This window comes from Bacillus sp. z33 (assembly GCF_058313615.1).
Genome location: NZ_JBZFQN010000002.1, coordinates 264,976 through 288,021 on the forward strand (window position 1 = coordinate 264,976; position 23,046 = coordinate 288,021).

A 23,046-nucleotide genomic window follows, 5' to 3' on the forward strand; every position below is an offset into this window, starting at 1 on the left:
TCTTAGTTTAATTATAAGTCTACAATCTTTTTTAGAAAACAAAATTGTTCACACACCTATCTTATCATGGGGAATTTATTTGTAGTTGTCAACATAAGGAGGAGCTAAATTTGGTTTGGAATGAAACAAAAAAAGTACTTGCTGTTGTGATTGGAGCTTTATTAAATGCAATTGCAATGAACTATTTCTTAATTCCCGCGAACATATTTGCGAGTGGGTTTACGGGTACAGCACAAATTATTTCTGCAGCATTGGATATGTTTACGAATATCAATGTATCAACGGGGGTATTATTACTTGCTCTTAATATTCCAATTGCTGTTCTAGCCTGGTTTAAGGTTGGGCGTTCATTTACAATGTACAGTTTTATAGCAGTTCTATTAATGTCTTTATTCTTGGAAATTTTACCTGTGCAATCCTATTCCGATGATATTATTCTAAATGCTGTATTCGGTGGTGTAATTGGAGCAGCCGGTATTGGAATCACCTTACGATTTGGTGCATCCACGGGTGGTATGGATATTGTGGCAATGATTCTTTCAAGGATCAATGATAAGCCAATTGGTATTTACTTTTTAATGCTGAATGGAGCTATTGTGGCAATAGCTGGTCTTATGTATTCAGAAGAACAGGCACTTTATACCATGATTTCCTTATATGTATCTACGAGAGTGATTGATGCTATTCATACAACACATATAAAAGTTACGGCTATGATTGTAACGAGACACGCCGATGAATTGAAACAGGCCATTCATTCCAAGTTGGTACGCGGAATTACGATGATTCCTGCTGTCGGAGCCTTTACTGGTGAAGATAAAAATATGCTGATGATTGTAATCAGCCGTTATGAACTTTATGATTTGCAGAGTATTATTCAGGAAGTCGACCCACATGCCTTTACGAATATCGTTCAATCTACCGGTGTTATCGGTTCTTTCCGTAAAGATTAAAAAAAGAGCACAAGACCTTAGTCTTGTGCTCTTTTTCATTAGTTTGAATGCTTTTCTAGGGAATCCAGTATATCCTGCATGGTATGCAATTGAGCCTGCTCAGCCAGAGTAGAGTTTGCAAATGCAGAAGAAAGCTCATTGCGTGCTTTGGTAATTAATTCTTGCTGATTAGAGCCTTTTATCTGGGCTAATTCTACTGCTTTCTGAGCACGGTTAAATAATTCATTACGCATTACAGTCCTCCACAGGTAGAATTTTCTGCTGCTTCCGCCTCTTCCATAGTTGTCCGATATGGGAATCGCTCACTATGTTTGGAAACAGCGGTCTTACCCTGTTGGACAAAGCGCTTTGATTTATTCCTTTTTCCCATGGAAAAACCTCCCGCATTCAAGTTGTGACTCTAAAACGAGTCGTTTTTATCATAACCAACAGGAGATATTGTTAGTCACGCAGACTTAATATTGAATTTTTCTTCAAGAAAGACGGCTATTCCATCCTCTTCATTCGATAACGTAATATGATTAGCGACCGTTTTCAGCTGTTCGATGCCATTACCCATAGCGACGCCCGTGCCAACATAATCAAGCATTTCTAAATCATTATCTTCATCGCCAAATGCGATAATATTCTTTCTGGATATCCCTAAATCTTTTGCGACCAAATCAACACCAACGGCTTTACTCATCCCACTTTTTACGATTTCTATAACATGCCATGGATCTGCCCAGCGCCTGTGATCAATAACTTCAGCATGGACATCTGAAAGATGTTTTCTGATCTCGGCAACATCATTTTCATCGGAATGTATGAGCATGGATGTAGGGGCTGACTGTAAAAATTGGCGGAGATCTCCTGTAGTTACACTAGGGCTTCCGAGTTGAAAAATATCGATTAATTTTTCATCATGGTAATGGAAATACACATCATCTTTTACTTCGGCGATTATATTGTGGAAACGATAATCATTCAAAGCTTCCACGATCTCTTTGGCAACTTTAATATCAAGCGGTGAATGATGCATGCCCCAGTCTGAATGCAGGGGATGATGGATAAAGGCACCATTGAAATTTACAATCGGTGTCTTAAATTGCATTTCACGATAGTATGGTTCGCTGGAACGGTAAGGTCTGCCCGTTGCAATCATGACTTCATGGCCATTATTTTGTAATGTTTGCAATACGTTTTTAGTACGAGGAGAGATGGTTTTATCATCTTTCAACAAAGTTCCATCTAAATCAAGTACAATTAAATGTTTATCTGTCATATGGCTCTCCTTCTAAATTAAGTTTATTCTAGAATTATAAGTTAAATTAATTCCATTTAGAATCTTCTTTTATATATCATAACAAGTATAAAGGTTTATTGGTATTGTTTGGTTTGTAAAATATATGTAAAGAATGGGGAATAACAATGATACAAGTAGAAAAAGTATATGTAGAACACATTCCCATGCTTATTGTAGGTAAGCAGGATATGAATAATGTCCCTATTCCCGGATTTATATTTCTTCATGGGTTCACCAGCGCCAAAGAACATAATTTACACTATGCTTACCTCCTGGCAGAAAAAGGTTTCAGAGTATTTTTGCCCGAGGCGTACTTGCACGGGGAACGTGAAGATGGGGATACACAGAATTTATCTAGGTCATTTTGGAAAATTGTCATAACTTCCATAAAAGAACTTCATATAATTAAAAAATATATCACTGAACATGGATTAGCGATTCATGATTGTATAGGCCTTGGCGGGACATCTATGGGCGCAATCACGACGCTTGGTGCGTTAACTCAATATGATTGGATTCGTGTTGGAGTAAGTATGATGGGGAATCCGGCCTATAGAAAGTTTGCAGAGTACCAAGTGAATGAATTTGAGAAACAGGGAATTGATTTGGGATTTACGGAAGAAGAGAAATGGAAAGTATTCAGTTCTCTTGAAAAATTTGATTTATCCCTGCAACCTGAAAAATTAAGAGATCGGCCACTTTTCATCTGGCATGGGGAAAAGGATCCGGTCGTACCTATTGCAGGTAGTCGTGCATTTATTGATAAACACCAAGAAAAAGTAGAAACAGGGATGATTACTTATATATCCGAAAAAAATGCCGGACACGCCGTAACAAGAAAAGGGTTGCTAGAGGCTGTAAACTTTATAGAAGAGAAGCTTGTATAAGGAATAAGAATGGTCAGATTGACCAAAGTTTGGTAGGATTGAAGCATGAATGTGATGGAAGGAGAATGAATATGGACCAAGACATGAAAGATAGTATTATGAGTGCATTAGAAGAAGTTTTAGACCCAGAATTGGGTATTGATATAGTAAACCTAGGGTTAATCTATGATGTGGACATGACTGAAGAAGGTGACGTCACAGTTAAAATGACTTTAACAGCTATGGGCTGTCCTTTGGCTGGTACCATTGTCGATCAGGTACGGTATGCATTGAAAGAACTGCCGGAAGTGAAAAATGTAGATGTGGATATTGTTTGGACACCGGCATGGACAAAGGATCGTATGTCCCGCTATGCAAAAATTGCCTTGGGCATCCGATAATTGAGAAAAGAAGAGAGCTGTTTTATGGGCTCTCTTCTTTTATGCAGTGGTAATGAGGAAACGGGGAACTTTAAAAAAGGCGATTGAATCAAAATCCATATTAGCAAATGGCATAAAGTAATTAGCATACTGGATTGAAAATAGCTTTTATTTCTGATAAAGTAAAAATAATCAAATTATTTGCGGGGGGACTCATTATATACGAGTTGAGAAGGTTAAAACCTGACCCTTTGAACCTGTCAGTTAACACTGGCGTAGGGAGCAATTAGTACATAGGCCTATTGGATATGTGCGAAAAGCTCTTCAGGTTTTTAGAAGAGCTTTTTTTGTTTCCAATTAAATAGTTTTGATTGCGGGGGGACTCATGAATGCGAGTTGAGAAGGTAAAACCTGACCCTTTGAACCTGTACAGTTAATACTGACGTAGGGAGCAATATCATCAGTTGATATGAGACCCTTTTTTAGTATGTGAAATACCCACACTATTAAAGGGTCTTTTTCCATACGTCCACCAAAAAATGGAGGGCTGAAAATGGCATTTTGCAACGAAGTGCGAAGAGAGGAGTATGTTTGCTGGAAAGGGAGGTTTGATTATCCATTCATATTAAAGCTCGCCGATGGAACATTGCCAATAGAGAGTTTGAACTATTATGTGCGCCATGCCCATGAACAAAAGCAAAACAAGTTAATAGAACTTTTCCATAAAAGCTTTTTGTACGAGTGGATTTTTGGAGAAATGGTGATGTCTAAACAAAGTTGGATTCCGGAGGGGTTAAGATAATGCTTAAACAAATTAGGAATAGGAAGCCACTTATTCATTGTATGACTAATTATGTGGCAGCACCTTTACAGGCAAACGGCCTATTGGCAGTTGGAGCAGCTCCTATTATGGCTGATGAAGAAAATGAAATAGAGGAAATTGTCAGTAAAGCAGATGCTTTACTCCTTAATATTGGAACACTCAATAAACGGACAAAAGAAGCTATGCTGACAGCCGGAAAGGCAGCAAATATCCATGGTATTCCAGTTGTATTTGATCCGGTTGGCGTGGGAGCGAGTACATTTCGTAAAGAAAGTGTTCAGGAATTCTTGGAAGAAATTGATTTTATTTTGATTCGTTGCAATGTAGGGGAGCTTGCCACCATTGCTTGTGTCGACTGGACACAAAAGGGAGTAGATGGTGGATCGGGTGAGATGGATCTTAAAAAGGAATCAAAGAAAATCGCCAATTTATATAACTGCTTTGTGATTGTATCTGGAGAGAAAGATGTTTTAACGGATGGATCCATATGCACCATGGTAGAAGGAGGCCATATCAACATGACACAGATTACCGGTACAGGGTGCTTGTTAAGTGCTATTTCTGCTGCTGCATTGACAATCAAGGAGGTAAATCTTGTCCATTTGCAGGAACTTTTACATGAATATAAACTTATCGGCAGTTTGGCCGGTAAACAATCTAACTATGTAGGTGATTTCCAGACAGTTATTTTAAATGAATTGAATCGGTTATCCAGAGGGGAGGACTTGATATGAAAGTAGTTATGACGATTGCTGGTTCTGATAGTGGTGGTGGAGCAGGAATCCAGGCTGATTTAAAGACTTTTCAGGAGTTAAAAGTATTTGGGACATCAGCCATTACGTCTTTAACAGCGCAGAATACAAACGGAGTACATGAAATCTATCCTGTTGATCCTTTGTTTGTTCGGAAGCAAATTGAAGTACTTGTTGAAGATTTTAATGTAGCAGCGATTAAAACAGGTATGTTATATTCTGAGGAAATTATTGAGGAAGTATACCACGTACTAAAGGATCTCGACATCCCACTTATTATTGACCCGGTTATGGTTGCAAAAGGCGGAGCGAGTCTATTGCATGAAAAGGCAGTTCACAGCCTGCGTAAAAAGTTATTCTCTATCTCTACTATGATTACGCCCAATATACCGGAAGCGGAAGTACTGAGTGGAATAGACATCGTAACTGCAGATGATAGAAAAAAGGCAGCAGAAATCATGATGAGCTATGGAGCAGAATGCGTGGTCATTAAAGGCGGCCATATAGATAATCAACAGGTTGCTGAGGATACAGTCTATTTGGTGGGTAGAGAGACATTCAGTTTGCAATCGGAAAGAGTACACACAAAAAATACGCATGGAACAGGATGTACCTTTTCTGCAGCGATTACGGCTTTTCTTGCAAATGAATATTCGACCCTTGGAGCAATTTTAGAGGCGAAAAAATTCATCCAAATGGGAATCAAATATGATTTGCAATTGGGACATGGGCATGGGCCGACGAATCATTTTGCCTATAATCAGTATGAAAAATGTGAGGTGATTCTAAATTGAATCGACATCTCCTTCGTATTTATTTTGTAATGGGTTCACAAAATATCTTAAACAATCCATTAGAAGTGCTTGAAGAAGCATTAAAAGGGGGAATCACTGCTTTTCAATTTCGGGAAAAGGGTGAGGGAGCATTCTCAGGAACTAAATATCTGGAATTTGCAAAAAACTGCCAGCGCCTTTGTAAACAATATGATGTACCGTTTATTGTAAATGATGATCTCGAATTAGCGATTGCTCTTAATGCGGATGGTATTCATATCGGACAGGATGATCTACCGGTACAAAAAGTTAGGAAAATGATGGGGAACAAATGGGTTGGCGTATCTGTACACACTATGGCTGAAGTGGAAGAAGCCATTAAATATCGAACCGATTATGTAGGAATAGGACCTATATTTCCTACAAATTCGAAAAGTGATGCCAAGAAACCTAGCGGGACCAGATTTTTAAGAGAAGTGGCAGATCTTTATCCAGAACTGCCGATTGTAGGGATAGGCGGCATAACACCGGACAATACACGCGAAGTGTTAGAAGCAGGTGCAGATGGAATTGCCGTTGTTTCTGCCATCTCATTAAGTGAACATCCAACTAAGGCAGTTGAACTGTTTAAGCTTGAGATGACAAAAAGTGTAAAAGCATGAAACGGATGCAATGCCTATGGGAATGATAAAAAAGGAAAGAGAAGTTCTCTTTGTCATTACACATACAGGAGGAACATCATGCATCGTTATGACGTAGCACAATTAAATGAAGATTAAATCAAATGAGTATCAGGATGAACTAAGTGAGCAATTAGATAAAGATATTATTTTAATTGCTTATCATGATGAGGTAACCAAATAATTTCGTATGAAAAGGCGATCACTGTTATAAACAGCTGTTCGTCTTTTTTCATATGAGCGCTACCGGATTGTGATTATTTGGTAAAACATTAGGAGTTGGGTTAAGGTTAGAATAGACATTTTGTCTCTCTTTAGATGAACTAAACATACGAGCATTAGACATATAGATTAATTAATGGGGATGAAACAAGTGATGATTGAAAAGATTAGCAGTTGTACAGAACTCACTGACAAACATTGGGAGCTATTATTGAAAGCAGATCCTTCTAAACAGCAGATAGATGAGTATAGTAAAACAGGCTGGATTTTTGAACTCTGCCTGAATGGGAATGTGGCAGGAATCATAATAATCCGTCCAAATACACCAGACCGGGTTGAAATTAAGAACCTATCAATCGATGAAAAATGGCAGGGAAGAGGATACGCGAAAACCCTGATTGAATATGGCTGTTCTTTTTCAGTATCTAAAGGGTATCGCATTGCAGAAATTGGAACCGGGAACTCTAGTCTCAATCAACTGGCTTTATATCAAAAAGCAGGCTTTAGAATAATGGGGATCGACCATGATTATTTTAGTCGGAATTACCCTGAGCCCATATATGAAAACGGAATATTATGCAGGGATATGATCCGCTTGGAAAGAAAACTATAGTCATACTAAAGATTGCGGGATTGGGTCAATTGTAAATGAATACTAGTAGAGATAATTGTCTTTAAGTTATGAGAATGTTAGGATGACTATGAGAATAATGTTAAATTTTAGCAGACTTATATTCGGATGGGAGAGAAATATATGCTTCAAAATATTGGAATACCAGGGCTTATTCTGATTTTAGTACTCGCACTAATGATTTTTGGACCATCAAAGCTTCCGGAAATAGGGAGAGCATTCGGAAAAACATTAAGAGAGTTTAAAACTGCGACAAAAGGTATGATTGAAGATGATGATAAAAAGAATGAAAAGATAGAAATTGACAAAACAAAAACTCTTTAATTCTATAAGAGTTTCTGATTGTAGACAAAAGGAATTCAGAAGGATGTTATAGAGTCCATATTCTGAATTCCTTCTTTATTTTTTGAATATTGTTGAGGGTTTCTTACGCATACGTTAAGCCCTTATCAATGGTTTTCTTTAGGTCCTTTAATGATTAAAAAAGAGAGAATTGCTATCTGATACCGAGGAAATCCATATATCAAGCATCAGCACTATTCTTTAATAATTAATCCTAATAAGGAGGCAAATTGAATAGCCTGGTGTGTTGATACTTTACATCCATTTAAATCATTTATGGAAATCATAAGTGAGTCAAAATTAGAAGAACTAATATCGATTCCTTTTAATGATGTTTGTTCAAAGTTTGCTCCATTCAGGTTACATAAATTAAATTCTATTTTTTTAAGTTTACAGTCATAAAAATCTGCGTTTTCTAATGAAACCTCATTGAATATTACTTTTTCAAGCTTTGAATATCCAAATGTAGATAAGTTTAATATCGAATTCTCGAATTTCACATTACGAATAGAAGACTCAGGAAAATTACATCCCAGTAATTTGCAGTTAATAAATTCTACTCTATGAATGGAAGAATTACTTAAGTTAACATTGGATAAATCGCAATTTTCAAAACGGACATCTACCAATTCAATATGACTAAAATCGGTATTAGAAAACCGACAATTAGTAATCACTGAATTATATAGGCGTGCTCGATCAACAACTTCATTTGTAAAATCAGAGTTGGAGATTATACACATTTCTAGTATGGGATCTTCCTCATGAAAAATATCAGAAAAGTTCCTTTCGGTTAACTCTAACGATATTTTTGGTGTATCAATTTTCATAACCTTCCCACTTTCTAACCTTCATTTTTTATCTAAAAACAATTATATAGCATTTTAACAAAACCTTTTCATATATCGAATGAAAGAACTGTCCTTTTAGAGTGAGGCTTTAGTATATCACGAAGTATGAAGCAAATTATTAAAAGTCCAGTGCTATAAGGATCCTCTATGTAGTGATCAAATTAGAGTATCTTTTATTTTGTTGTTAAATAAAGGTTGGAAAGATCATTAAAACTATACATAAATGGTAGGTGGTTAATCATAATTTTGGTGAATAGCGGCTTTTGCAACCATAACAGGTAAGGATTAATAATATATGAATGATTGGCACTTGCTCTACCTATTACTCATTTAATCATGGAAGCTAATGATTTTAACGATGTTGATTAGGGATAAAGACCAATTTTTAGAATTTAAATAAAAATACATTTAATTTTATAAATATACATACTATAATAGATAGATATTACAGAATATACAATCAATAAGCGGGGTGGAAACATGGATGTCTCTGTTGTAGGGGCTACAGGATATAGCGGAATGGAATTGATACGTTTACTTTCGAATCATCCAACTTTCTGTTTAACGGCTGTATATTCATCGTCGAGTGCTGGAAATAGCCTTGATTCTGAGAATAGGCAATATTATGGACTTCTCCCACATATTTTAAATGAAGTAGAACCCGGGCTCATTGCAAAACAAAGTGAGCTTGTATTTTTAGCTTTGCCCAGCGGTATTTCAAAGGAGCTTATCCCGGAATTATCTGAATATGACGTGAAAATTATAGATCTATCCGGCGATTTCAGGTTGAAAAGTGGCGAAATGTATAAAAAGTGGTATAAAGAGACACCTGCACCTAGTCATTTATTAGACAAAAGCGTGTATGGGCTCTCTGAATGGAACAGGGATAAGATTCGTGAGAGTCGTTTGATTGCAAATCCCGGTTGTTACCCTACTGCTGTTTTGTTAGGATTGGGACCACTTTTATCGAGTGAATTAATTGAATCATCTGACATTATTATCGATGCAAAATCAGGTGTATCAGGAGCAGGTAAAAAGAGTAATGATTCAACCCATTTTTCTCATGTAAATGAAAATCTATCAATCTATAAAGTTCATCAGCATCAGCATATTCCAGAGATTGAGCAACAATTAACAGAATGGGATTCTGCGCTCACTCCGATTATGTTTACTACACATCTCACCCCTATGACACGCGGAATTATGGTAACGATGCATGCAAAAGTAAAGCCTGATGTTACAGCTGATCATATCAACAATGCTTTCCTTGAATCTTATCAAAATGAATACTTTCTCCGATATCGAGGTGAAAATTGCTTTTCTTCCACAAAGGAAGTCTATGGCTCAAACTTTTGTGATATCAGTTTCCGATTAGATGAAAGAACCGGAAGAGTTACGGTGGTTTCTGTGATTGATAATCTAGTTAAGGGAGCTGCTGGTCAGGCAATTCAGAATGCAAATATCATGATGGGGCTAGAAGAAACAGAAGGGTTAGGTTTTTATCCAGTCTATCCATAAGAGACAAAGGGAGTGGAGATCACTAATGAATGTACTTATGAATGAAGAGATCAAGGCAGTAAAAGGAGGAATTCTTACACCGCAAGGGTATCAGGCAGAAGGAATCCATGCAGGTTTGCGATATTCACGTAATGACTTGGCCATTTTATATTCGACTGTTCCGGCGAATGCTGCGGCAGTATATACATTAAACACGTATCAGGCAGCTCCAATCCTGGTAACAAAAGAAAGCTTAAAATTTGACGGGAAACTTCAGGCAATTGTAGTAAATAGTGCTTGTGCCAATGCATGTACAGGAAGCCGTGGATTAAAAGATGCCTATCTGATGCGTTCACAAGTCGCGGAAAAATTAGATTTACCACCTTCCTACGTGGGTGTTGCCTCTACCGGAGTAATTGGTGAATTCTTGGATATCGATAAAATATGCGATGGAATAGCCAAACTGAATTTGACAGACCATGGGACAGGGGCCGACCATTTTGAAGAAGCTATTTTGACAACAGATACAAGGACAAAGAGTTGTGCTTTTCAAACAGAAATCGATGGGGTTGTCGTCTCAATGGGTGGAGCGGCAAAGGGGTCAGGCATGATACATCCAAATATGGCTACGATGCTTGGCTTTATTACAACAGATGCCAATGTGGATAAAAGCGCCTTGCATCGAGCATTAAGAAAGGTCACGAATGTATCTTTTAATCAAATTACTGTAGATGGTGATACATCAACTAATGATATGGTCATTGTGATGGCGAATGGAATGGCAAATAATCAAATGCTCTCAGAAAAGCATCCGGAGTGGAACCGTTTTGTCGATCTGTTAAAAGTGGTCTCTGAATCTTTGGCTAAACAAATTGCTCGTGATGGTGAGGGGGCTACTAAACTTGTGGAGGTGCTCGTAACAGGGGCAGAAACAGATCAAGAGGCTCAAGCCCTTGCTAAAACTGTTATTGGCTCAAATTTAGTTAAAACCGCCGTATATGGTGCAGATGCCAATTGGGGACGGATTATAGGGGCGATGGGGAGAAGCAATATTCCTTTTAACCAGGAGCGGGTTAGCATCTTTTTTGGACATGTGGAAGTTCTTCATTTTGGAGCACCGATTCTTTTTGATGAGGAACAAGCACGTGACTATTTACTTGGTGATGAAGTTCAAATCAAGATTCAATTGACAGATGGACTTGGTACAGGGACTGCATGGGGATGTGACCTCACATATGATTATGTAAAAATTAATGCAAGCTATCGAACATAAAGGGAGATGTGTTGATGAAGGTAATCGTTGTCAAATGCGGTGGCAGTATTATTGATCAATTAACCGATGATTTCTTTGATAGCATAACAGAATTAGAGATTCGTGGATATTCTTTTGTATTTGTTCATGGAGGCGGTCCTGATATTAATGACATGCTCGCGAAATTCGAGATCCCTGTCCAGTTTGAAAATGGATTAAGAAAAACATCCGTGAAGACTCTTGAGATTGCAGAACTTGTCCTTGCAGGCAAGACCAATAGGCAGCTAGTGCATAAGTTACAATCCAGGGGATTTCAAACAGTCGGTATAAACGGGTCAGACGGATTCATTTTAGAAGCAGATTATATTAATAAAGAAGAGCTTGGGGAGGTTGGGACCATCACAAAGGTGAACATCCATTTTTTGGAGAGTCTATTATCAAATGGAATGTATCCTGTGCTAACCCCAATCTCAATGTCTAGAGAAGGCAAAAAGCTTAATGTGAATGCAGATTCCGCTGCAGGAGCAGTCGCAGTGGCATTGCAGGCTGAAATGTGCATATTTGTAACGGATGTTATAGGCATACAAAATGGCAATCAAATCCTTAGACATATAACGGAATATGAGATTACCGAAATGATTGATCAAGGCATGATATATGGAGGAATGATTCCGAAAGTGCAGGCTGCTTTAACTGCTAAAAGGCACGGTGCGTCAATGATATTAATTACAAGCGGTGTATCCGGATTTTTCTCCAATAATAAGTGGTCGGGTACATTCCTTGGAGCTGAAGAGAGGGTGATGTAATGTCTGCTCTATTACCAGTTTATAAAAAATGGGATATTACCCCGATAAAAGCGGAAGGTTCGTGGATTGAAGCTAAGGGGAAAAAGAAGTATCTTGATTTTACTTCCGGCATTGGGGTGGTTAATCTCGGTCATCAGAATGAAGAAGTTAAAAAATCTGTTGAGAATCAATTACAGTTATTTTGGCATACCTCTAATTTATTTCAGCTTCCAATACAGGAAGAAGTCGCGGAAAAGCTGAATGAACTTACCGGATTGGAGGGTGTATTTTTTTGCAACAGCGGTGCAGAAGCGAATGAAGCGGCACTTAAGCTGGCCAGAAGAGCAACTGGAAAAACAAAAATCATCACCTTTCAACAGTCCTTTCATGGACGTACATTTGGAGCTATGGCTGCTACTGGGCAAAGCAGCATACATGAGGGTTTCGGGCCTTTGCTCGAAGGCTTTGTCTACGTTCCATTTAATGATATGGAGGCAGTCCGTGCAGCTGTTGATGAAGATACCGCGGCGATTATGGTAGAAGTTATTCAAGGAGAAGGCGGTATTATCCCAATTGAAGAAGCTTTTCTCCAGAGTCTTTATCAATTATGCAATGAGGCTAATATTTTGCTGATTATAGATGAAGTGCAAACAGGAAATGGGAGAACAGGCTATCCATATGCATATTTAAAGTATCAAGGGATAAAACCGGACATTGTAACCACAGCAAAAGGACTTGGTAATGGTCTTCCGATAGGGGCCATGATTGCTAAAAAAGAATTGAATGAAGCATTCGGCAAGGGTGTGCATGGTTCTACCTTTGGTGGCAATCCCATATCATTGGTGGCGAGTAAAGCGGTCTTAATGCAAATAAGTAATCCAGAATTTTTAGCAGGAGTCAGGCATAAGGCTGAATGGTTCATGAATGAATTGAAAAAAGCGGCTGACGATCTTCCCGTTATAAAAGAAATTAGGGGAGACGGAATGATGATAGGGATTGAATTACATGTAGAGGCCGCTCCATATATCAGCCAAATCCTTGATCATCAATTACTTGTTTTACCGGCTGGTTCACATGTTATTCGTTTGCTTCCCCCTCTGACTGTTTCAAAGGATGAGCTTTTATTAGCTTTAGCTATACTGAAGGAAGTATGCAAAATGTCTCTACGTATCACAACGGTATAATGCTTATTTATTCTGTATCAAGTATTAATCGATATTATTACTGAAAGGAAAACAGATATGAAACTACTGTATGGCACTACATCAATACTCAGCCAAAAAGATTTTCTGTCCATTGAGGACATTAATGCGGAACAATTGACTGATTTGCTGAATTTAGCAGAAGAGTTAAAAGCGCGAATGAATAGAGGATATATGGACACTCCCTTAAAAGGGAAAATTTTAGGAATGATATTTGAAAAAAATTCAACGAGAACACGTGTCTCTTTTGAAGCAGGTATGCTTCAGCTTGGAGGACATGCTATCTTTTTAAGTGGAAATGACTCGCAGCTTGGAAGAGGTGAACCGATAGCTGACACAGCTAAAGTTTTATCAGAATATGTAGATGCACTTATGATACGCACTACCGATCATGAAAGAGCGGATACATTGGCAGCAAGCGCTAATGTACCAGTCATTAATGGATTGACCGATTTGGAACATCCATGCCAGGCATTGGCGGATTTATTAACTATTAAGGAAGAGAAGGGATATCTACAGGGAATTAAGATTGCCTATGTGGGTGATGGCAATAATGTTGCCAATTCTCTGATGATGGCAGCCGTTAAATCGGGTATGCATATCGCGATTGCTACGCCGGCAGGTTATGAACCAAATCTTGGCTTGGTGGAGAAAGCAAGGGCAGAGTCCATTATTACTGGTGGAAAGATAGAATTGTTCTATAGTCCAGAGGATGCGGTTTCCGAAGCAGATATCATTTATAGTGATGTTTGGACCAGTATGGGGCAAGAAAAAGAAAATGAAAAAAGGCGGGCTGATTTTAAAGGGTTTCAAGTAAGTGAACAATTAGCAGCCAGCGCCAAAGCAGATTACCTATTTATGCACTGTTTACCTGCACACCGAGGTGAAGAGGTAGCATCATCCATTATTGATTCTGCACATTCAATCGTCATTAAACAGGCAGGGAATCGCTTACATGCTCAAAAAGCACTTTTGGTGGATTTAATGGTCAAACCAAGCTAATAAGATAAAGAATAATTGGGGATTCTAGAACAAAAGGAGGGATTTTTTTGGGACAGAATCGTCATTTTAAACATGGTCAAAAGGCACCGAACAATGGTGAGTATATTGAAATCGGGGAGACTGGCAGTAATGTCGTTAACCCGAAGAAGGTTAGATTAAAGGCAGGAGAGTATTTTCCTGAAACAACCAATGATGATCGTCATTGGACATATGTATCAAAAAAGGGCCGCTAAATAGCAGCCCTTTTTTGAAATAAATTAATGTCCGGATTCTTGTACTGGATCATTGGGAATTATGGCTGAAACGACTAGAATCAATAAGGTAATAACCACACTTAGAATGGTAGCCGTATTGAAATCATATTTACCGCCCTCAACCATTGAACTTGTCACATAAATCACCATATGTGTTAATGCAAATGTCCATATAAATGTCAAAATATATTTCATATTTTCTCACCCCGTTCATTTACAATCCGTTATTATTTTATCATACATTACAAAACCCTGGAAACAATTTAAATAAATTATGTAAAAATGGTTTGTCCTTTATTACATTGGGTTTTATCATAACATAGCCCAAATGAAGAGAGTTTATGAATGCGAAATAATTGAATAAATTTTCCTTTCTGATAAGAGGGTTAATAAGCCCGGACATATTGATTTATAACGACATACATTAAAATGGACTAAGGTTATTTGAGGGGAAAGTTATGATCAATCATAAAACGTTTCAACTTAATAAAGAATGGACAACCATTTTTTACCCGGAGCAGCCAAGCGGTTTTGCGATTATGTTACTTGGTGGGGATCGACACTATATAAGTGAAAATGCTAATTTTTGGCTGGATCATCCTGGCAAAAAGCAGATGATTGAAAATTTATTGGCTAAAGGATATACCTTATTTAGTTCCCATTTATCCAGTGCACACTGGGGGAATGATGAAGCAGCGGACTTGGCTGTTGAATTATATGCTTTTTTTATCCGCCAGGAAATTGTGAATGAACGAATTCATATCCTAGCTGAAGGAACCGGTGCATTATTATTAAATACAATTTGTGAAAAATTAAAAGAAAAGATACGCTCCATTGTATTAATGAACCCGACATTATCCGTAAAACAGAGCTATGCAAAAGAAAAAGCTAATAAGCTTTTCTTAAAAAAAATGAAAAACGAGCTATACCAGGCCTATCATTTGAATGATCATACATTCGCAGATTGGATGGAGGAAAAACAAGATATTAGATTAAGCGAGGATGTACCGATATTAGTTATTCATATTCTCGAAAAGCTTGAAAGTCATCTGCCGTTTAAATATCAATCTTTCCTGAATAAACATCCTTTAGCAGAGATTAAGTATATTACAGCCGAAAAAAGATATATTATTCCATATCAAATCAGTTCATTTTTTAAAAAATATGAAAAAAAACTTTAAAACTGAATAACCTTCTGTTTGGTTTAATACATTTATATAAACCGACAGGGGGTTTTTATATGCCTGAACATATTATTCTGTCTCCATTTTCCTTTGTTGGATTTGAGATATGCAATAAGTTAATGGAAGAAGGTTTGGAGGTTATTGGGGTAGATTTGGCCACTGGGGTCAATCCAATAGAAAAGGAAGAAAAAGAATTATTTTTAGGCAGGAATTCAAATTTTACACTAAAAAATCAGGAACAACTAATGGGTGAATGGAAGGAGAATTATTTTCTCTATATCAGTGACATAGATATAAAATCTAAAGAATGCCTTAAATATATAGAAAAAATCCCTAAAAAAAATGAGGATACATTTATTTATGTTGTAATGGATAAAGAGTGGCTGGAAAACGATCATATATCCAATCAAGTGAATACCACCATCATTATGCCAACCATCTATGGTCCATGGCAGCCAGCGAATACCTTCTTTTACAAATGCTTCAGTCATGATCAATTTCCCTTTGAACAATATGAACTCGAATATAGAAGAGATGCAATCTATATAAGTGATGCCGTTACAGCTATTTTAAATATATCAAGAATCGAAGATGGTATTTTTCAGGTTTACTCTGATATTGAAAAGCATTGGCAACTTGTATTAAAAGAAATTGGATATCAGATTATTGTAGATGACGGAGAAACGAGGAATCCGATTTCTCAAAGACAAGGGATGAAGGAATATGTGGCTGTCACAAAAATATCCCCGCAAGAGGGGATTAATTTAGTTAAGAAGCATATAAGGGTTAGGGAAATCAAGCGCTATTAGGTTGCTGTATCTCCTATCTCCTCCTCTCTTTTCTTTTTTACGTTAGTTAGAAAGGTTGTGTTATACATGAAGAGAAAACTTGAATATATGGCCATGGCTATGAAACATTATTCAGAAATTAAACAGAAATTAAGTGAGGCTGGTTTAGAAATAGAACGTCAGCAAATGCAGCCGTTTATGGAAATTTTCTTTACGGTTATGGATGAAGCTTATGAAAAGGGATTTAAAGACGGGCGTTTAAAAAGAAATGAGCAATAGGTAATTACTTGATTAAAGTTGTAAACTTACTCAATAGCGCGGGTAGTTTCTTGAAATATGGACTCAGTTCATTGAAAGTTGTCATCAATACTTCGGAATGCTCCATTAGTTTAGTGTAATCTATATTGGATGGTTGCTGTTCTACAGGGGGAGGACTATTCGTCTGGCTTTTAATAGCGCGTTCACCAAACATGAAACGATTAAAAGCCTCCTGATTTCCTGTACTATCTTTCTGTTGTTCCTCGTTCAAGACAGTCACCTCATTTACGAATTATTCTTACTAAATAATGTATGTTGCTTATGCTTGCTTGTATGGACATTCATTCATCTTTTTAGGAAAATTGTTGCAATAGGGACAGAAATCTTTTAAAATTAGCACCAAGTCATAATATCAATTAATATAATCAGATGAATATAGCAAGAGGGGTGTAAGGATGAATGCTGGCATAATAGGAGTTGGAAAATATCTTCCTGAAAATGTGGTGACAAACTTTGATTTGGAAAAAAAGGTTGATACGTCAGATGAATGGATCCGAACACGCACTGGAATAGAAGAGAGAAGAATTGCCGATGATTCAATGGATTCTTCGCATATGGCCTATGAGGCGGCGATCAGGGCTATGCAAGATGCTGGTGTGACTGCTGAAGAAATCGATATGATTTTAGTGGCAACCGTTACACCAGATCAATCTTTTCCTACTGTTTCCTGTATGATTCAGGAAAGATTGGGTGCGGTGAATGCGGCGGCGATGGATATCAGTGCCGCTTGTGCTGGTTTTACCTATGGAATAATAACAGCAAGTCAATTTATTATCGCAGGCAGTTACCGTACGATTTTAGTAGTAGGTGTAGAAAAACTTTCAAAAATTACAGATTGGAATGACCGCAATACGGCTGTATTATTCGGAGACGGAGCCGGAGCAGCAGTAATGGGCCCTGTCAGTGAGGGAAAGGGCATTCTATCTTTTGAGCTTGGTGCGGATGGATCTGGCGGTATACACTTGCAAAAAAAGCAAGATTATCTCACTATGAATGGTCGGGAAGTCTATAAGTTTGCAGTTAGACAAATGGGCGAATCATCCATCAATGTTCTAAATAAAGCAGGACTGACAAAAGAGGATGTGGACTTTCTTATTCCGCATCAGGCAAATATACGTATTATGGAAGCTGCAAGACAAAGATTGGAGCTGCCAATCGAAAAAATGTCCAAAACAATTCATAAATACGGAAATACATCTTCATCCACAATTCCGATTGCGCTTGCTGAAGAAGTACAAGCTGGAAAAATTAAGGATGGTGATTTGTTGGTGTTAGTTGGCTTTGGAGCTGGTTTAACATGGGGAGCCGTTGCGATGCGTTGGGGTAAATAAGAAAAACCGAGTCTAACTCAAGGAGAGATTGTGATGGAAAGTAAACGTGTAGTTGTAACCGGTATGGGGATTATATCTCCCATAGGCAATACCCTGCAGGAAAATTGGGAGAACCTCCTGGCGGGAGTTTCAGGAATCGGTCCATTAACCCGAGTTAATGCTGATGAATATCCTGCCAAAACCGCTGGAGAAGTCAAGAACTTTGAGATTACAGATTTTATTGATCGTAAAGAAGCCAGAAAAATGGACAGATTCACCCATTATGCAGTTGCAGCATCAAAAATGGCTGTTGAGGATGCCAAATTGGAGATTACTCCTGAGAATGAAAATCGTGTTGGTGTATGGATTGGATCCGGAATTGGCGGCATGGAGACTTTCGAACAGCAATATGAAACATTCCAAAAAAGAGGCTATCGACGGGTCAGTCCATTTTTTGTACCTATGCTTATTCCAGATATGGCTGCTGGACAAGTATCCATACTTCTTGGAGCGAAAGGAGTAAATTCCTGTACAGTCACAGCGTGTGCCACGGGTACGAATTCCATTGGTGATGCATTTAAAGTCATTCAGCGTGGGGATGCAGATGTGATGATTACAGGTGGAGCGGAGGCGCCCATTACGAAAATGTCAGTAGCTGGATTTTGTGCCAATACGGCTTTATCCTTTAATCCAGATCCTAAAACGTCAAGCCGTCCATTTGACAAAAATCGAGACGGTTTTGTTATTGGAGAAGGTGCAGGAATTCTGGTACTTGAAGAATTGTCACATGCGCTTGCTAGAAATGCACAAATTTACGCAGAGATTGTTGGATATGGATCGACAGGAGATGCTCATCATATCACTGCACCGGCCCCTGAGGGAGAAGGTGGAGCAAGGGCAATGAAAATGGCCATTAATGATGCGAACTTAGCTCCTGAACAGATTGATTATATAAATGCTCATGGAACGAGCACAGAATACAATGATTCCTATGAAACGATGGCAATTAAAACAGTCTTTGGCGACCACGCATATAAACTGCCAGTAAGTTCAACTAAATCAATGACCGGGCATTTATTGGGTGCGGCAGGTGGAGTTGAGGCCATCTATACGGTTTTAGCAATCAAAAATGATATAGTTCCACCCACTATTAATCTGGAAACACCAGATCCGGTATGCGATTTGGATTATGTCCCAAATGAAGCAAGAAAATGCCAGGTAGACTGTGCAATGAGTAACTCACTTGGATTTGGCGGCCACAATGCCACAATTGTTTTTAAAAAATATGACAGTTAGTCATTTTTAATTAGTCCCCCTTTTGGAATGGTAACCAAAAGGTAGGGGCTATTTTTTATCGTTACCTAATTGATTCCCATTTATATGTCCTATCATATAATGCTCTATTCAAATATAAACAAAGATGGGTGAATGGAATGGGAGTTATCGGCACGGATAAATGGTTAGATGAGTCCTTTTATAATCGTGACCAAATTGAAGAACATATTTTAGATACGGTGAATATGAGAGAACAGGTTTTGATTGAAGCTTTGAATAGAATAGGATTATACAGGCCCAATTATAAAACAAAAAAGACATTCCAGGAGATGAAGACACGTAAGGTATGGAACAGGGTCGCGCATCATTACAAAAAATATAGAAAAGCGTGGAATGGACCCGAAATACCTATATTTCTATTCCCGATGGCGAGTGAAGTGTTTAGCTTATTTCGCTCACCCAATAATTATAAGTCTGGTATTGCTTATGTGGATAAACTATTTTTGTTTATTACAGAGAACGTGAACGAAAAAGAGCTTGAAGCGTTATTTGTCCATGAGTATCATCATACGACTAGATTGAACCATTTAGGAAATCGGGTTAAATATAGGCTGGCTGACTCTATTATTATGGAAGGCCTTGCAGAATTTGCGGTATCAGAATATTGTAATGAAGCTTATTTAGCTCCCTGGACTACAAGTGAGAAAAAAACAGATTTAGAGAATCTGATTAAAAATGAATTTAAACCGAATTTTGAATTGAAGAGGTCTGAACCGCTACATGATAAGTTGTTGTTTGGGCACGGAACCGTGCCGAAAATGGCTGGGTATGCGGTAGGTTATAAGCTGGTTAAAGATTATGCAGAACTTCACTCGCTGACAACGAAGGAAATGATTGATCTATCTGCAGATAAATTTCTAAAAGGATTATCCAAAAGCTAAGGAAAATTAATTTGCCACTCAATTAAGGAATATTATACAAGCAACTTGCCTATAATGATTGACAAATAGGATAGAAGTGAGGGATATTCGGGAATGTTGTATCTCCATGATGTTTGGGTAAATTGGTTTGAAGGAGAAGAAAACAGTTATAACATTTGCAGCTTTCACGAGTGGAGGAAAGAGGATACGGTTGAATTACTTGACCAGGTTCCGCTTTTGAAAGTGGAGCCAGTTCTTTTTCATTACATTGAAAATGATTTATTAGAATTGCCTTCCACTCTTCTTCAAGATGTATACAAAAAGGCATATGTTCGAAAGAATCATGAGAGAATTCCGATGGATTATTGTTTTGTTGCTACAGATGGGACTGGTATCATTGCCATTGATACGATAGGATATACCACCCCTATCCGTAAGAGCAGATTAATACCCAGGCAAGAGCAATTGGCCTATGATATGGTCCGTAATGTTGATGCTCATCCATATGATTACGAGACAATGGTTGCCGATTATAAGAAGAAAGAGTACCATATTCTTTCTCCCTCTCCGGCTTTTATGCTTGGGTTAACGAGAAGGGAACGTCAACTAAAGCAACTCCTGTTCATGGTACTTGATCAACTAAAAAGTTCAAGCAATACGGCCGAAATTCGCTATTGGTATACGGAATGGGCACCGGAGCACTATTCAACTGTTGTAAAAATGGATTTCGATGAAATTTGGGACAAGCTATATTCAGAAATGAAGATAGGCTGGACAGAGAAACACGCCATGTTATGCGAACGACTAATAAAAGGACAACCATTTTTTGAAAAGCTTTGGGAAATGGAAGTAGGAGATCGACCATCCATGCTCTAATGGATCGTCGATCTTTTTTACTTAAAAGGCTGAGGCGACTGCCTAGGAGCGACAAGCATAAGACGAATACTCGGAGGGAGGGTTTTTCTCCCGCAGAGTATTTGCTTATGACTCGAGCTCCTAGGAGCCGAAGCTGGATTGAATAAAAAGCTGAAACAGCTCAATTAAGGAACGAAGACAAAATACGCCACGTCCTGTGGCAACGTCTTCATGACCAACATCCTGTTGGCCCGCGAGGAGCATAAGACAGGGACTCGGAAGGAGGTGCTTTCCCCTCCTGTAGAGGTCATGCTTATGTCCTGAGCTTCTAGCTGTTGAAGCTAGATTGAATAAAAAGCTGAAGGGCCTTGGTCAGCCGCGACAAGCATAAGAGGAGGTGCGAAGGGAGAGCGCTTTCCTCTCCCGCAGCAGCTACCCTTATGACCTCGAGCGGTTAGGCCCTGAAGCTAGATTGAATAAAAAGCTAAAGGGCCTTGGTCAGCCGCGACAAGCATAAGAGGAGGTGCGAAGGGAGGGTTATTTAAGGAGCAAAGACTAAAAACGCCACATCGTGTGGCAACGTCTTTGTGACCAACATCCTGTTGACCTCCGCTGTGGCTATCCTTATGACCTCGAGCGGTTAGGCCCTGAAGCTGGATTACAAAAAAAGCTGAAAGTAGCTATATAGCTTCCTTCAGCTTTTAAAGTTTTATCGTTATCTTCTTTTACGGCCCAATCCAACTGCATTTTTCATTTTTCGTAATGTTTTATTAGCCGCTTTATTTGCCTCAAGTGCACCTTTATCAAGGATTTCATCTAACTCTGGAGAGTTTAATAATTCCTGATGACGTTCCTGGATTGGCCGAAGGGTGTCAACGACAACTTGAGCTACTTCCGCTTTAAAGTCTCCATACCCTTTACCTTCGAATCGTTTTTCAATGGATTCAATGCTTTCTCCGCTAAGCGCAGAATGAATAGATAAAAGGTTTGATATGCCTGGTTTATTTTCCTTATCAAATTTCACGATTCCTTCAGAATCTGTAACAGCGCTCTTGATCTTTTTTTCTACCTGTTTTAAATCATCCAATAAAGAGATCGTCGATTTTTTATTTGGATCGGATTTACTCATTTTTTTTGTTGGCTCCTGTAAAGCCATGATACGCGCTCCTGAAGCAGGAAGCTGGATGTCAGGAATCGTAAAGACCTCTCCGTATTTCTTGTTAAAGCGCTCAGCGATATCGCGGGTCAACTCAACATGCTGTTTCTGATCATCGCCAACCGGAACAAGGCTCGTTTGATACAAAAGGATATCAGCAGCCATTAATGGAGGGTAAGTAAGAAGACCAGCTGAAACAGAGACCTGGGATTTTGATTTGTCTTTATATTGAGTCATCCGTTCAAGTTCGCCGATAGAAGTATTACATTGCATAATCCATCCGGCTTCTGTATGAGCAGGAACCTCAGACTGTATAAAAATCGTTGCTTTCTCAGGATCAATGCCAACCGCTAGATAAAGGGCTGCCAGATTTCTAATGTTCTTTCTTAATTCAAGCCGATCCTGCGGAACCGTAATAGCGTGTTCATCGACAATGCAAAAATAACAATGGGCGTCATTTTGCAGTTCAACAAATTGTCTTAACGCTCCAATATAATTACCAAGGGTCACGAGACCGGTTGGCTGTATGCCAGAAAATATAATACTCATCATCATTCTCCTTTCAAAATAAAAAATCCCATTCGCCTCCACTATTAAAAGGGACGAATGGGATTCGCGGTACCACCCTAATTGTTTACATTTAAGAACATAAACCACTCAGGAATATCCATAAAGATATTCGTGCCCTGT

The 23,046-nt window shown here is 38.4% G+C and carries 29 protein-coding genes, 2 riboswitches and 1 other annotated feature (1 of these 32 only partly in view); of the genes, 22 read left to right on the top strand and 7 right to left on the bottom strand.

The features are described from left to right. Positions 1–110 precede the first annotated feature (110 nt). Positions 111–953 (top strand): YitT family protein, encoded by an 843-nt coding sequence (locus AC4G3L_RS08365; RefSeq protein ID WP_491076501.1) that lies wholly within the window; start codon positions 111–113, stop codon positions 951–953. Positions 954–991: 38 nt separating this feature from the next. On the opposite strand, the gene AC4G3L_RS08370 is transcribed toward AC4G3L_RS08365, so the two are convergent. The 3 genes from AC4G3L_RS08370 to AC4G3L_RS08380 all read right to left on the bottom strand — a co-directional run bounded on the left by AC4G3L_RS08370 (position 992) and on the right by AC4G3L_RS08380 (position 2,217). Then, positions 992–1,186, bottom strand: a complete 195-nt coding sequence (locus tag AC4G3L_RS08370) for a DUF3813 domain-containing protein (protein WP_491076502.1) — start codon at positions 1,184–1,186, stop codon at positions 992–994. Next, positions 1,186–1,323 carry a hypothetical protein gene (locus tag AC4G3L_RS08375; protein WP_491076503.1) on the bottom strand — a complete coding sequence of 46 codons (138 nt, stop codon included), beginning with the start codon at positions 1,321–1,323 and terminating at the stop codon, positions 1,186–1,188. Before AC4G3L_RS08375 ends, AC4G3L_RS08370 begins: the two co-directional genes overlap by 1 nt. A 75-nt stretch (positions 1,324–1,398) precedes the next feature. Next, positions 1,399–2,217, bottom strand: coding sequence for a Cof-type HAD-IIB family hydrolase (locus AC4G3L_RS08380; RefSeq protein WP_491076504.1), 819 nt, complete (start codon positions 2,215–2,217; stop codon positions 1,399–1,401). A gap of 146 nt (positions 2,218–2,363) precedes the next feature. On the opposite strand from AC4G3L_RS08380, the gene AC4G3L_RS08385 reads away from it, so the two are divergent. The 8 genes from AC4G3L_RS08385 to AC4G3L_RS08420 all read left to right on the top strand — a co-directional run bounded on the left by AC4G3L_RS08385 (position 2,364) and on the right by AC4G3L_RS08420 (position 7,689). After that, positions 2,364–3,125 (top strand): prolyl oligopeptidase family serine peptidase, encoded by a 762-nt coding sequence (locus AC4G3L_RS08385; RefSeq protein ID WP_491076505.1) that lies wholly within the window; start codon positions 2,364–2,366, stop codon positions 3,123–3,125. 71 nt (positions 3,126–3,196) lie between these two features. After that, positions 3,197–3,505: a metal-sulfur cluster assembly factor gene (locus AC4G3L_RS08390; RefSeq protein WP_491076506.1), complete on the top strand. Its 309-nt coding sequence runs from the start codon at positions 3,197–3,199 to the stop codon at positions 3,503–3,505. A gap of 174 nt (positions 3,506–3,679) precedes the next feature. Continuing rightward, positions 3,680–3,783, top strand: a riboswitch (TPP riboswitch). Positions 3,784–3,849: 66 nt separating this feature from the next. Beyond that, positions 3,850–3,952: riboswitch (TPP riboswitch) on the top strand. A gap of 85 nt (positions 3,953–4,037) precedes the next feature. Beyond that, positions 4,038–4,286: a hypothetical protein gene (locus tag AC4G3L_RS08395; protein ID WP_491076507.1), complete on the top strand. Its 249-nt coding sequence runs from the start codon at positions 4,038–4,040 to the stop codon at positions 4,284–4,286. Continuing rightward, positions 4,286–5,041 carry a hydroxyethylthiazole kinase gene (gene thiM, locus AC4G3L_RS08400; RefSeq protein WP_491076508.1) on the top strand — a complete coding sequence of 252 codons (756 nt, stop codon included), beginning with the start codon at positions 4,286–4,288 and terminating at the stop codon, positions 5,039–5,041. Before AC4G3L_RS08395 ends, thiM begins: the two co-directional genes overlap by 1 nt. Next, on the top strand, positions 5,038–5,853 hold the full coding sequence (thiD, locus tag AC4G3L_RS08405; RefSeq protein ID WP_491076509.1) for a bifunctional hydroxymethylpyrimidine kinase/phosphomethylpyrimidine kinase: 816 nt from the start codon (positions 5,038–5,040) through the stop codon (positions 5,851–5,853). Before thiM ends, thiD begins: the two co-directional genes overlap by 4 nt. Next, complete coding sequence (gene thiE, locus AC4G3L_RS08410) at positions 5,850–6,494, top strand: thiamine phosphate synthase (RefSeq protein ID WP_491076510.1); 645 nt, start codon at positions 5,850–5,852, stop codon at positions 6,492–6,494. The genes thiD and thiE overlap by 4 nt, the downstream gene beginning before the upstream one ends. A gap of 394 nt (positions 6,495–6,888) precedes the next feature. Beyond that, complete coding sequence (locus tag AC4G3L_RS08415) at positions 6,889–7,347, top strand: GNAT family N-acetyltransferase (protein WP_491076511.1); 459 nt, start codon at positions 6,889–6,891, stop codon at positions 7,345–7,347. 141 nt (positions 7,348–7,488) lie between these two features. Then, positions 7,489–7,689, top strand: coding sequence for a twin-arginine translocase TatA/TatE family subunit (locus tag AC4G3L_RS08420; RefSeq protein WP_491076512.1), 201 nt, complete (start codon positions 7,489–7,491; stop codon positions 7,687–7,689). Between the two features lie 212 nt (positions 7,690–7,901). Here AC4G3L_RS08420 and AC4G3L_RS08425 read toward each other — a convergent pair whose 3' ends face one another. Beyond that, positions 7,902–8,537: a pentapeptide repeat-containing protein gene (locus AC4G3L_RS08425; RefSeq protein WP_491076513.1), complete on the bottom strand. Its 636-nt coding sequence runs from the start codon at positions 8,535–8,537 to the stop codon at positions 7,902–7,904. Between the two features lie 501 nt (positions 8,538–9,038). Here AC4G3L_RS08425 and argC point away from each other — a divergent pair. The 6 genes from argC to AC4G3L_RS08455 are packed head-to-tail and all read left to right on the top strand — an operon-like array spanning position 9,039 to position 14,529. Continuing rightward, positions 9,039–10,076 (top strand): N-acetyl-gamma-glutamyl-phosphate reductase, encoded by a 1,038-nt coding sequence (argC, locus tag AC4G3L_RS08430; protein ID WP_491076514.1) that lies wholly within the window; start codon positions 9,039–9,041, stop codon positions 10,074–10,076. A 25-nt stretch (positions 10,077–10,101) separates the two neighbouring features. Next, complete coding sequence (argJ, locus tag AC4G3L_RS08435) at positions 10,102–11,328, top strand: bifunctional ornithine acetyltransferase/N-acetylglutamate synthase (RefSeq protein ID WP_491076515.1); 1,227 nt, start codon at positions 10,102–10,104, stop codon at positions 11,326–11,328. A 14-nt stretch (positions 11,329–11,342) separates the two neighbouring features. Continuing rightward, positions 11,343–12,113, top strand: a complete 771-nt coding sequence (argB, locus tag AC4G3L_RS08440; RefSeq protein ID WP_491076516.1) for an acetylglutamate kinase — start codon at positions 11,343–11,345, stop codon at positions 12,111–12,113. Continuing rightward, entirely contained in the window at positions 12,113–13,276 is a 1,164-nt protein-coding gene (argD, locus tag AC4G3L_RS08445; protein ID WP_491076517.1) for an acetylornithine transaminase, read from the top strand. Before argB ends, argD begins: the two co-directional genes overlap by 1 nt. A gap of 57 nt (positions 13,277–13,333) precedes the next feature. Next, positions 13,334–14,296, top strand: coding sequence for an ornithine carbamoyltransferase (argF, locus tag AC4G3L_RS08450; RefSeq protein WP_491076518.1), 963 nt, complete (start codon positions 13,334–13,336; stop codon positions 14,294–14,296). 47 nt (positions 14,297–14,343) lie between these two features. Further along, positions 14,344–14,529: a YjzC family protein gene (locus AC4G3L_RS08455; protein WP_491076519.1), complete on the top strand. Its 186-nt coding sequence runs from the start codon at positions 14,344–14,346 to the stop codon at positions 14,527–14,529. Positions 14,530–14,553: 24 nt separating this feature from the next. Here the strand turns inward: AC4G3L_RS08455 and AC4G3L_RS08460 are convergent, their stop codons facing one another. Then, positions 14,554–14,745, bottom strand: coding sequence for a YjzD family protein (locus AC4G3L_RS08460; RefSeq protein ID WP_491076520.1), 192 nt, complete (start codon positions 14,743–14,745; stop codon positions 14,554–14,556). Positions 14,746–15,008: 263 nt separating this feature from the next. On the opposite strand from AC4G3L_RS08460, the gene AC4G3L_RS08465 reads away from it, so the two are divergent. The 3 genes from AC4G3L_RS08465 (at position 15,009) to AC4G3L_RS08475 (ending at position 16,801) form a co-directional block, all read left to right on the top strand. Next, complete coding sequence (locus tag AC4G3L_RS08465) at positions 15,009–15,731, top strand: hydrolase (protein ID WP_491076521.1); 723 nt, start codon at positions 15,009–15,011, stop codon at positions 15,729–15,731. Positions 15,732–15,790: 59 nt separating this feature from the next. Beyond that, positions 15,791–16,543: a Rossmann-fold NAD(P)-binding domain-containing protein gene (locus tag AC4G3L_RS08470; RefSeq protein WP_491076522.1), complete on the top strand. Its 753-nt coding sequence runs from the start codon at positions 15,791–15,793 to the stop codon at positions 16,541–16,543. 66 nt (positions 16,544–16,609) lie between these two features. Next, positions 16,610–16,801: a ComZ family protein gene (locus tag AC4G3L_RS08475; RefSeq protein ID WP_491076523.1), complete on the top strand. Its 192-nt coding sequence runs from the start codon at positions 16,610–16,612 to the stop codon at positions 16,799–16,801. Between the two features lie 4 nt (positions 16,802–16,805). Here the strand turns inward: AC4G3L_RS08475 and AC4G3L_RS08480 are convergent, their stop codons facing one another. Continuing rightward, positions 16,806–17,051, bottom strand: coding sequence for a hypothetical protein (locus AC4G3L_RS08480; protein ID WP_491076524.1), 246 nt, complete (start codon positions 17,049–17,051; stop codon positions 16,806–16,808). Between the two features lie 184 nt (positions 17,052–17,235). Between AC4G3L_RS08480 and AC4G3L_RS08485 the strand changes: the two genes are divergently transcribed. The 4 genes from AC4G3L_RS08485 (at position 17,236) to AC4G3L_RS08500 (ending at position 21,221) form a co-directional block, all read left to right on the top strand. Then, entirely contained in the window at positions 17,236–18,171 is a 936-nt protein-coding gene (locus AC4G3L_RS08485; RefSeq protein ID WP_491076525.1) for a beta-ketoacyl-ACP synthase III, read from the top strand. 33 nt (positions 18,172–18,204) lie between these two features. Continuing rightward, on the top strand, positions 18,205–19,446 hold the full coding sequence (gene fabF / locus AC4G3L_RS08490; protein WP_491076526.1) for a beta-ketoacyl-ACP synthase II: 1,242 nt from the start codon (positions 18,205–18,207) through the stop codon (positions 19,444–19,446). A gap of 137 nt (positions 19,447–19,583) precedes the next feature. After that, positions 19,584–20,366: a DUF2268 domain-containing putative Zn-dependent protease gene (locus AC4G3L_RS08495; protein WP_491076527.1), complete on the top strand. Its 783-nt coding sequence runs from the start codon at positions 19,584–19,586 to the stop codon at positions 20,364–20,366. A 93-nt stretch (positions 20,367–20,459) separates the two neighbouring features. Then, positions 20,460–21,221, top strand: coding sequence for a YjbA family protein (locus AC4G3L_RS08500; protein WP_491076528.1), 762 nt, complete (start codon positions 20,460–20,462; stop codon positions 21,219–21,221). Positions 21,222–21,915: 694 nt separating this feature from the next. Here the strand turns inward: AC4G3L_RS08500 and trpS are convergent. Beyond that, positions 21,916–22,905: a tryptophan--tRNA ligase gene (trpS, locus tag AC4G3L_RS08505; RefSeq protein ID WP_491076529.1), complete on the bottom strand. Its 990-nt coding sequence runs from the start codon at positions 22,903–22,905 to the stop codon at positions 21,916–21,918. 46 nt (positions 22,906–22,951) lie between these two features. Then, positions 22,952–23,046: a binding site (T-box leader), on the bottom strand (it continues 146 nt past the right edge of the window).

Excerpts from the sequence above, each read along its gene's own strand:
- AC4G3L_RS08370 (WP_491076502.1), bottom strand. The coding sequence starts at position 1,186 with ATGCGTAATGAATTATTTAACCGTGCTCAGAAAGCAGTAGAATTAGCC.
- AC4G3L_RS08375 (WP_491076503.1), bottom strand. The coding sequence starts at position 1,323 with ATGGGAAAAAGGAATAAATCAAAGCGCTTTGTCCAACAGGGTAAGACC.
- AC4G3L_RS08380 (WP_491076504.1), bottom strand. The coding sequence starts at position 2,217 with ATGACAGATAAACATTTAATTGTACTTGATTTAGATGGAACTTTGTTG.
- AC4G3L_RS08385 (WP_491076505.1), top strand. The coding sequence starts at position 2,364 with ATGATACAAGTAGAAAAAGTATATGTAGAACACATTCCCATGCTTATT.
- AC4G3L_RS08390 (WP_491076506.1), top strand. The coding sequence starts at position 3,197 with ATGGACCAAGACATGAAAGATAGTATTATGAGTGCATTAGAAGAAGTT.
- AC4G3L_RS08395 (WP_491076507.1), top strand. The coding sequence starts at position 4,038 with ATGGCATTTTGCAACGAAGTGCGAAGAGAGGAGTATGTTTGCTGGAAA.
- thiM (WP_491076508.1), top strand. The coding sequence starts at position 4,286 with ATGCTTAAACAAATTAGGAATAGGAAGCCACTTATTCATTGTATGACT.
- thiD (WP_491076509.1), top strand. The coding sequence starts at position 5,038 with ATGAAAGTAGTTATGACGATTGCTGGTTCTGATAGTGGTGGTGGAGCA.
- AC4G3L_RS08415 (WP_491076511.1), top strand. The coding sequence starts at position 6,889 with ATGATTGAAAAGATTAGCAGTTGTACAGAACTCACTGACAAACATTGG.
- AC4G3L_RS08420 (WP_491076512.1), top strand. The coding sequence starts at position 7,489 with ATGCTTCAAAATATTGGAATACCAGGGCTTATTCTGATTTTAGTACTC.
- AC4G3L_RS08425 (WP_491076513.1), bottom strand. The coding sequence starts at position 8,537 with ATGAAAATTGATACACCAAAAATATCGTTAGAGTTAACCGAAAGGAAC.
- argC (WP_491076514.1), top strand. The coding sequence starts at position 9,039 with ATGGATGTCTCTGTTGTAGGGGCTACAGGATATAGCGGAATGGAATTG.
- argJ (WP_491076515.1), top strand. The coding sequence starts at position 10,102 with ATGAATGTACTTATGAATGAAGAGATCAAGGCAGTAAAAGGAGGAATT.
- argB (WP_491076516.1), top strand. The coding sequence starts at position 11,343 with ATGAAGGTAATCGTTGTCAAATGCGGTGGCAGTATTATTGATCAATTA.
- argD (WP_491076517.1), top strand. The coding sequence starts at position 12,113 with ATGTCTGCTCTATTACCAGTTTATAAAAAATGGGATATTACCCCGATA.
- argF (WP_491076518.1), top strand. The coding sequence starts at position 13,334 with ATGAAACTACTGTATGGCACTACATCAATACTCAGCCAAAAAGATTTT.
- AC4G3L_RS08460 (WP_491076520.1), bottom strand. The coding sequence starts at position 14,745 with ATGAAATATATTTTGACATTTATATGGACATTTGCATTAACACATATG.
- AC4G3L_RS08465 (WP_491076521.1), top strand. The coding sequence starts at position 15,009 with ATGATCAATCATAAAACGTTTCAACTTAATAAAGAATGGACAACCATT.
- AC4G3L_RS08470 (WP_491076522.1), top strand. The coding sequence starts at position 15,791 with ATGCCTGAACATATTATTCTGTCTCCATTTTCCTTTGTTGGATTTGAG.
- AC4G3L_RS08475 (WP_491076523.1), top strand. The coding sequence starts at position 16,610 with ATGAAGAGAAAACTTGAATATATGGCCATGGCTATGAAACATTATTCA.
- AC4G3L_RS08485 (WP_491076525.1), top strand. The coding sequence starts at position 17,236 with ATGAATGCTGGCATAATAGGAGTTGGAAAATATCTTCCTGAAAATGTG.
- fabF (WP_491076526.1), top strand. The coding sequence starts at position 18,205 with ATGGAAAGTAAACGTGTAGTTGTAACCGGTATGGGGATTATATCTCCC.
- AC4G3L_RS08495 (WP_491076527.1), top strand. The coding sequence starts at position 19,584 with ATGGGAGTTATCGGCACGGATAAATGGTTAGATGAGTCCTTTTATAAT.
- AC4G3L_RS08500 (WP_491076528.1), top strand. The coding sequence starts at position 20,460 with ATGTTGTATCTCCATGATGTTTGGGTAAATTGGTTTGAAGGAGAAGAA.
- trpS (WP_491076529.1), bottom strand. The coding sequence starts at position 22,905 with ATGAGTATTATATTTTCTGGCATACAGCCAACCGGTCTCGTGACCCTT.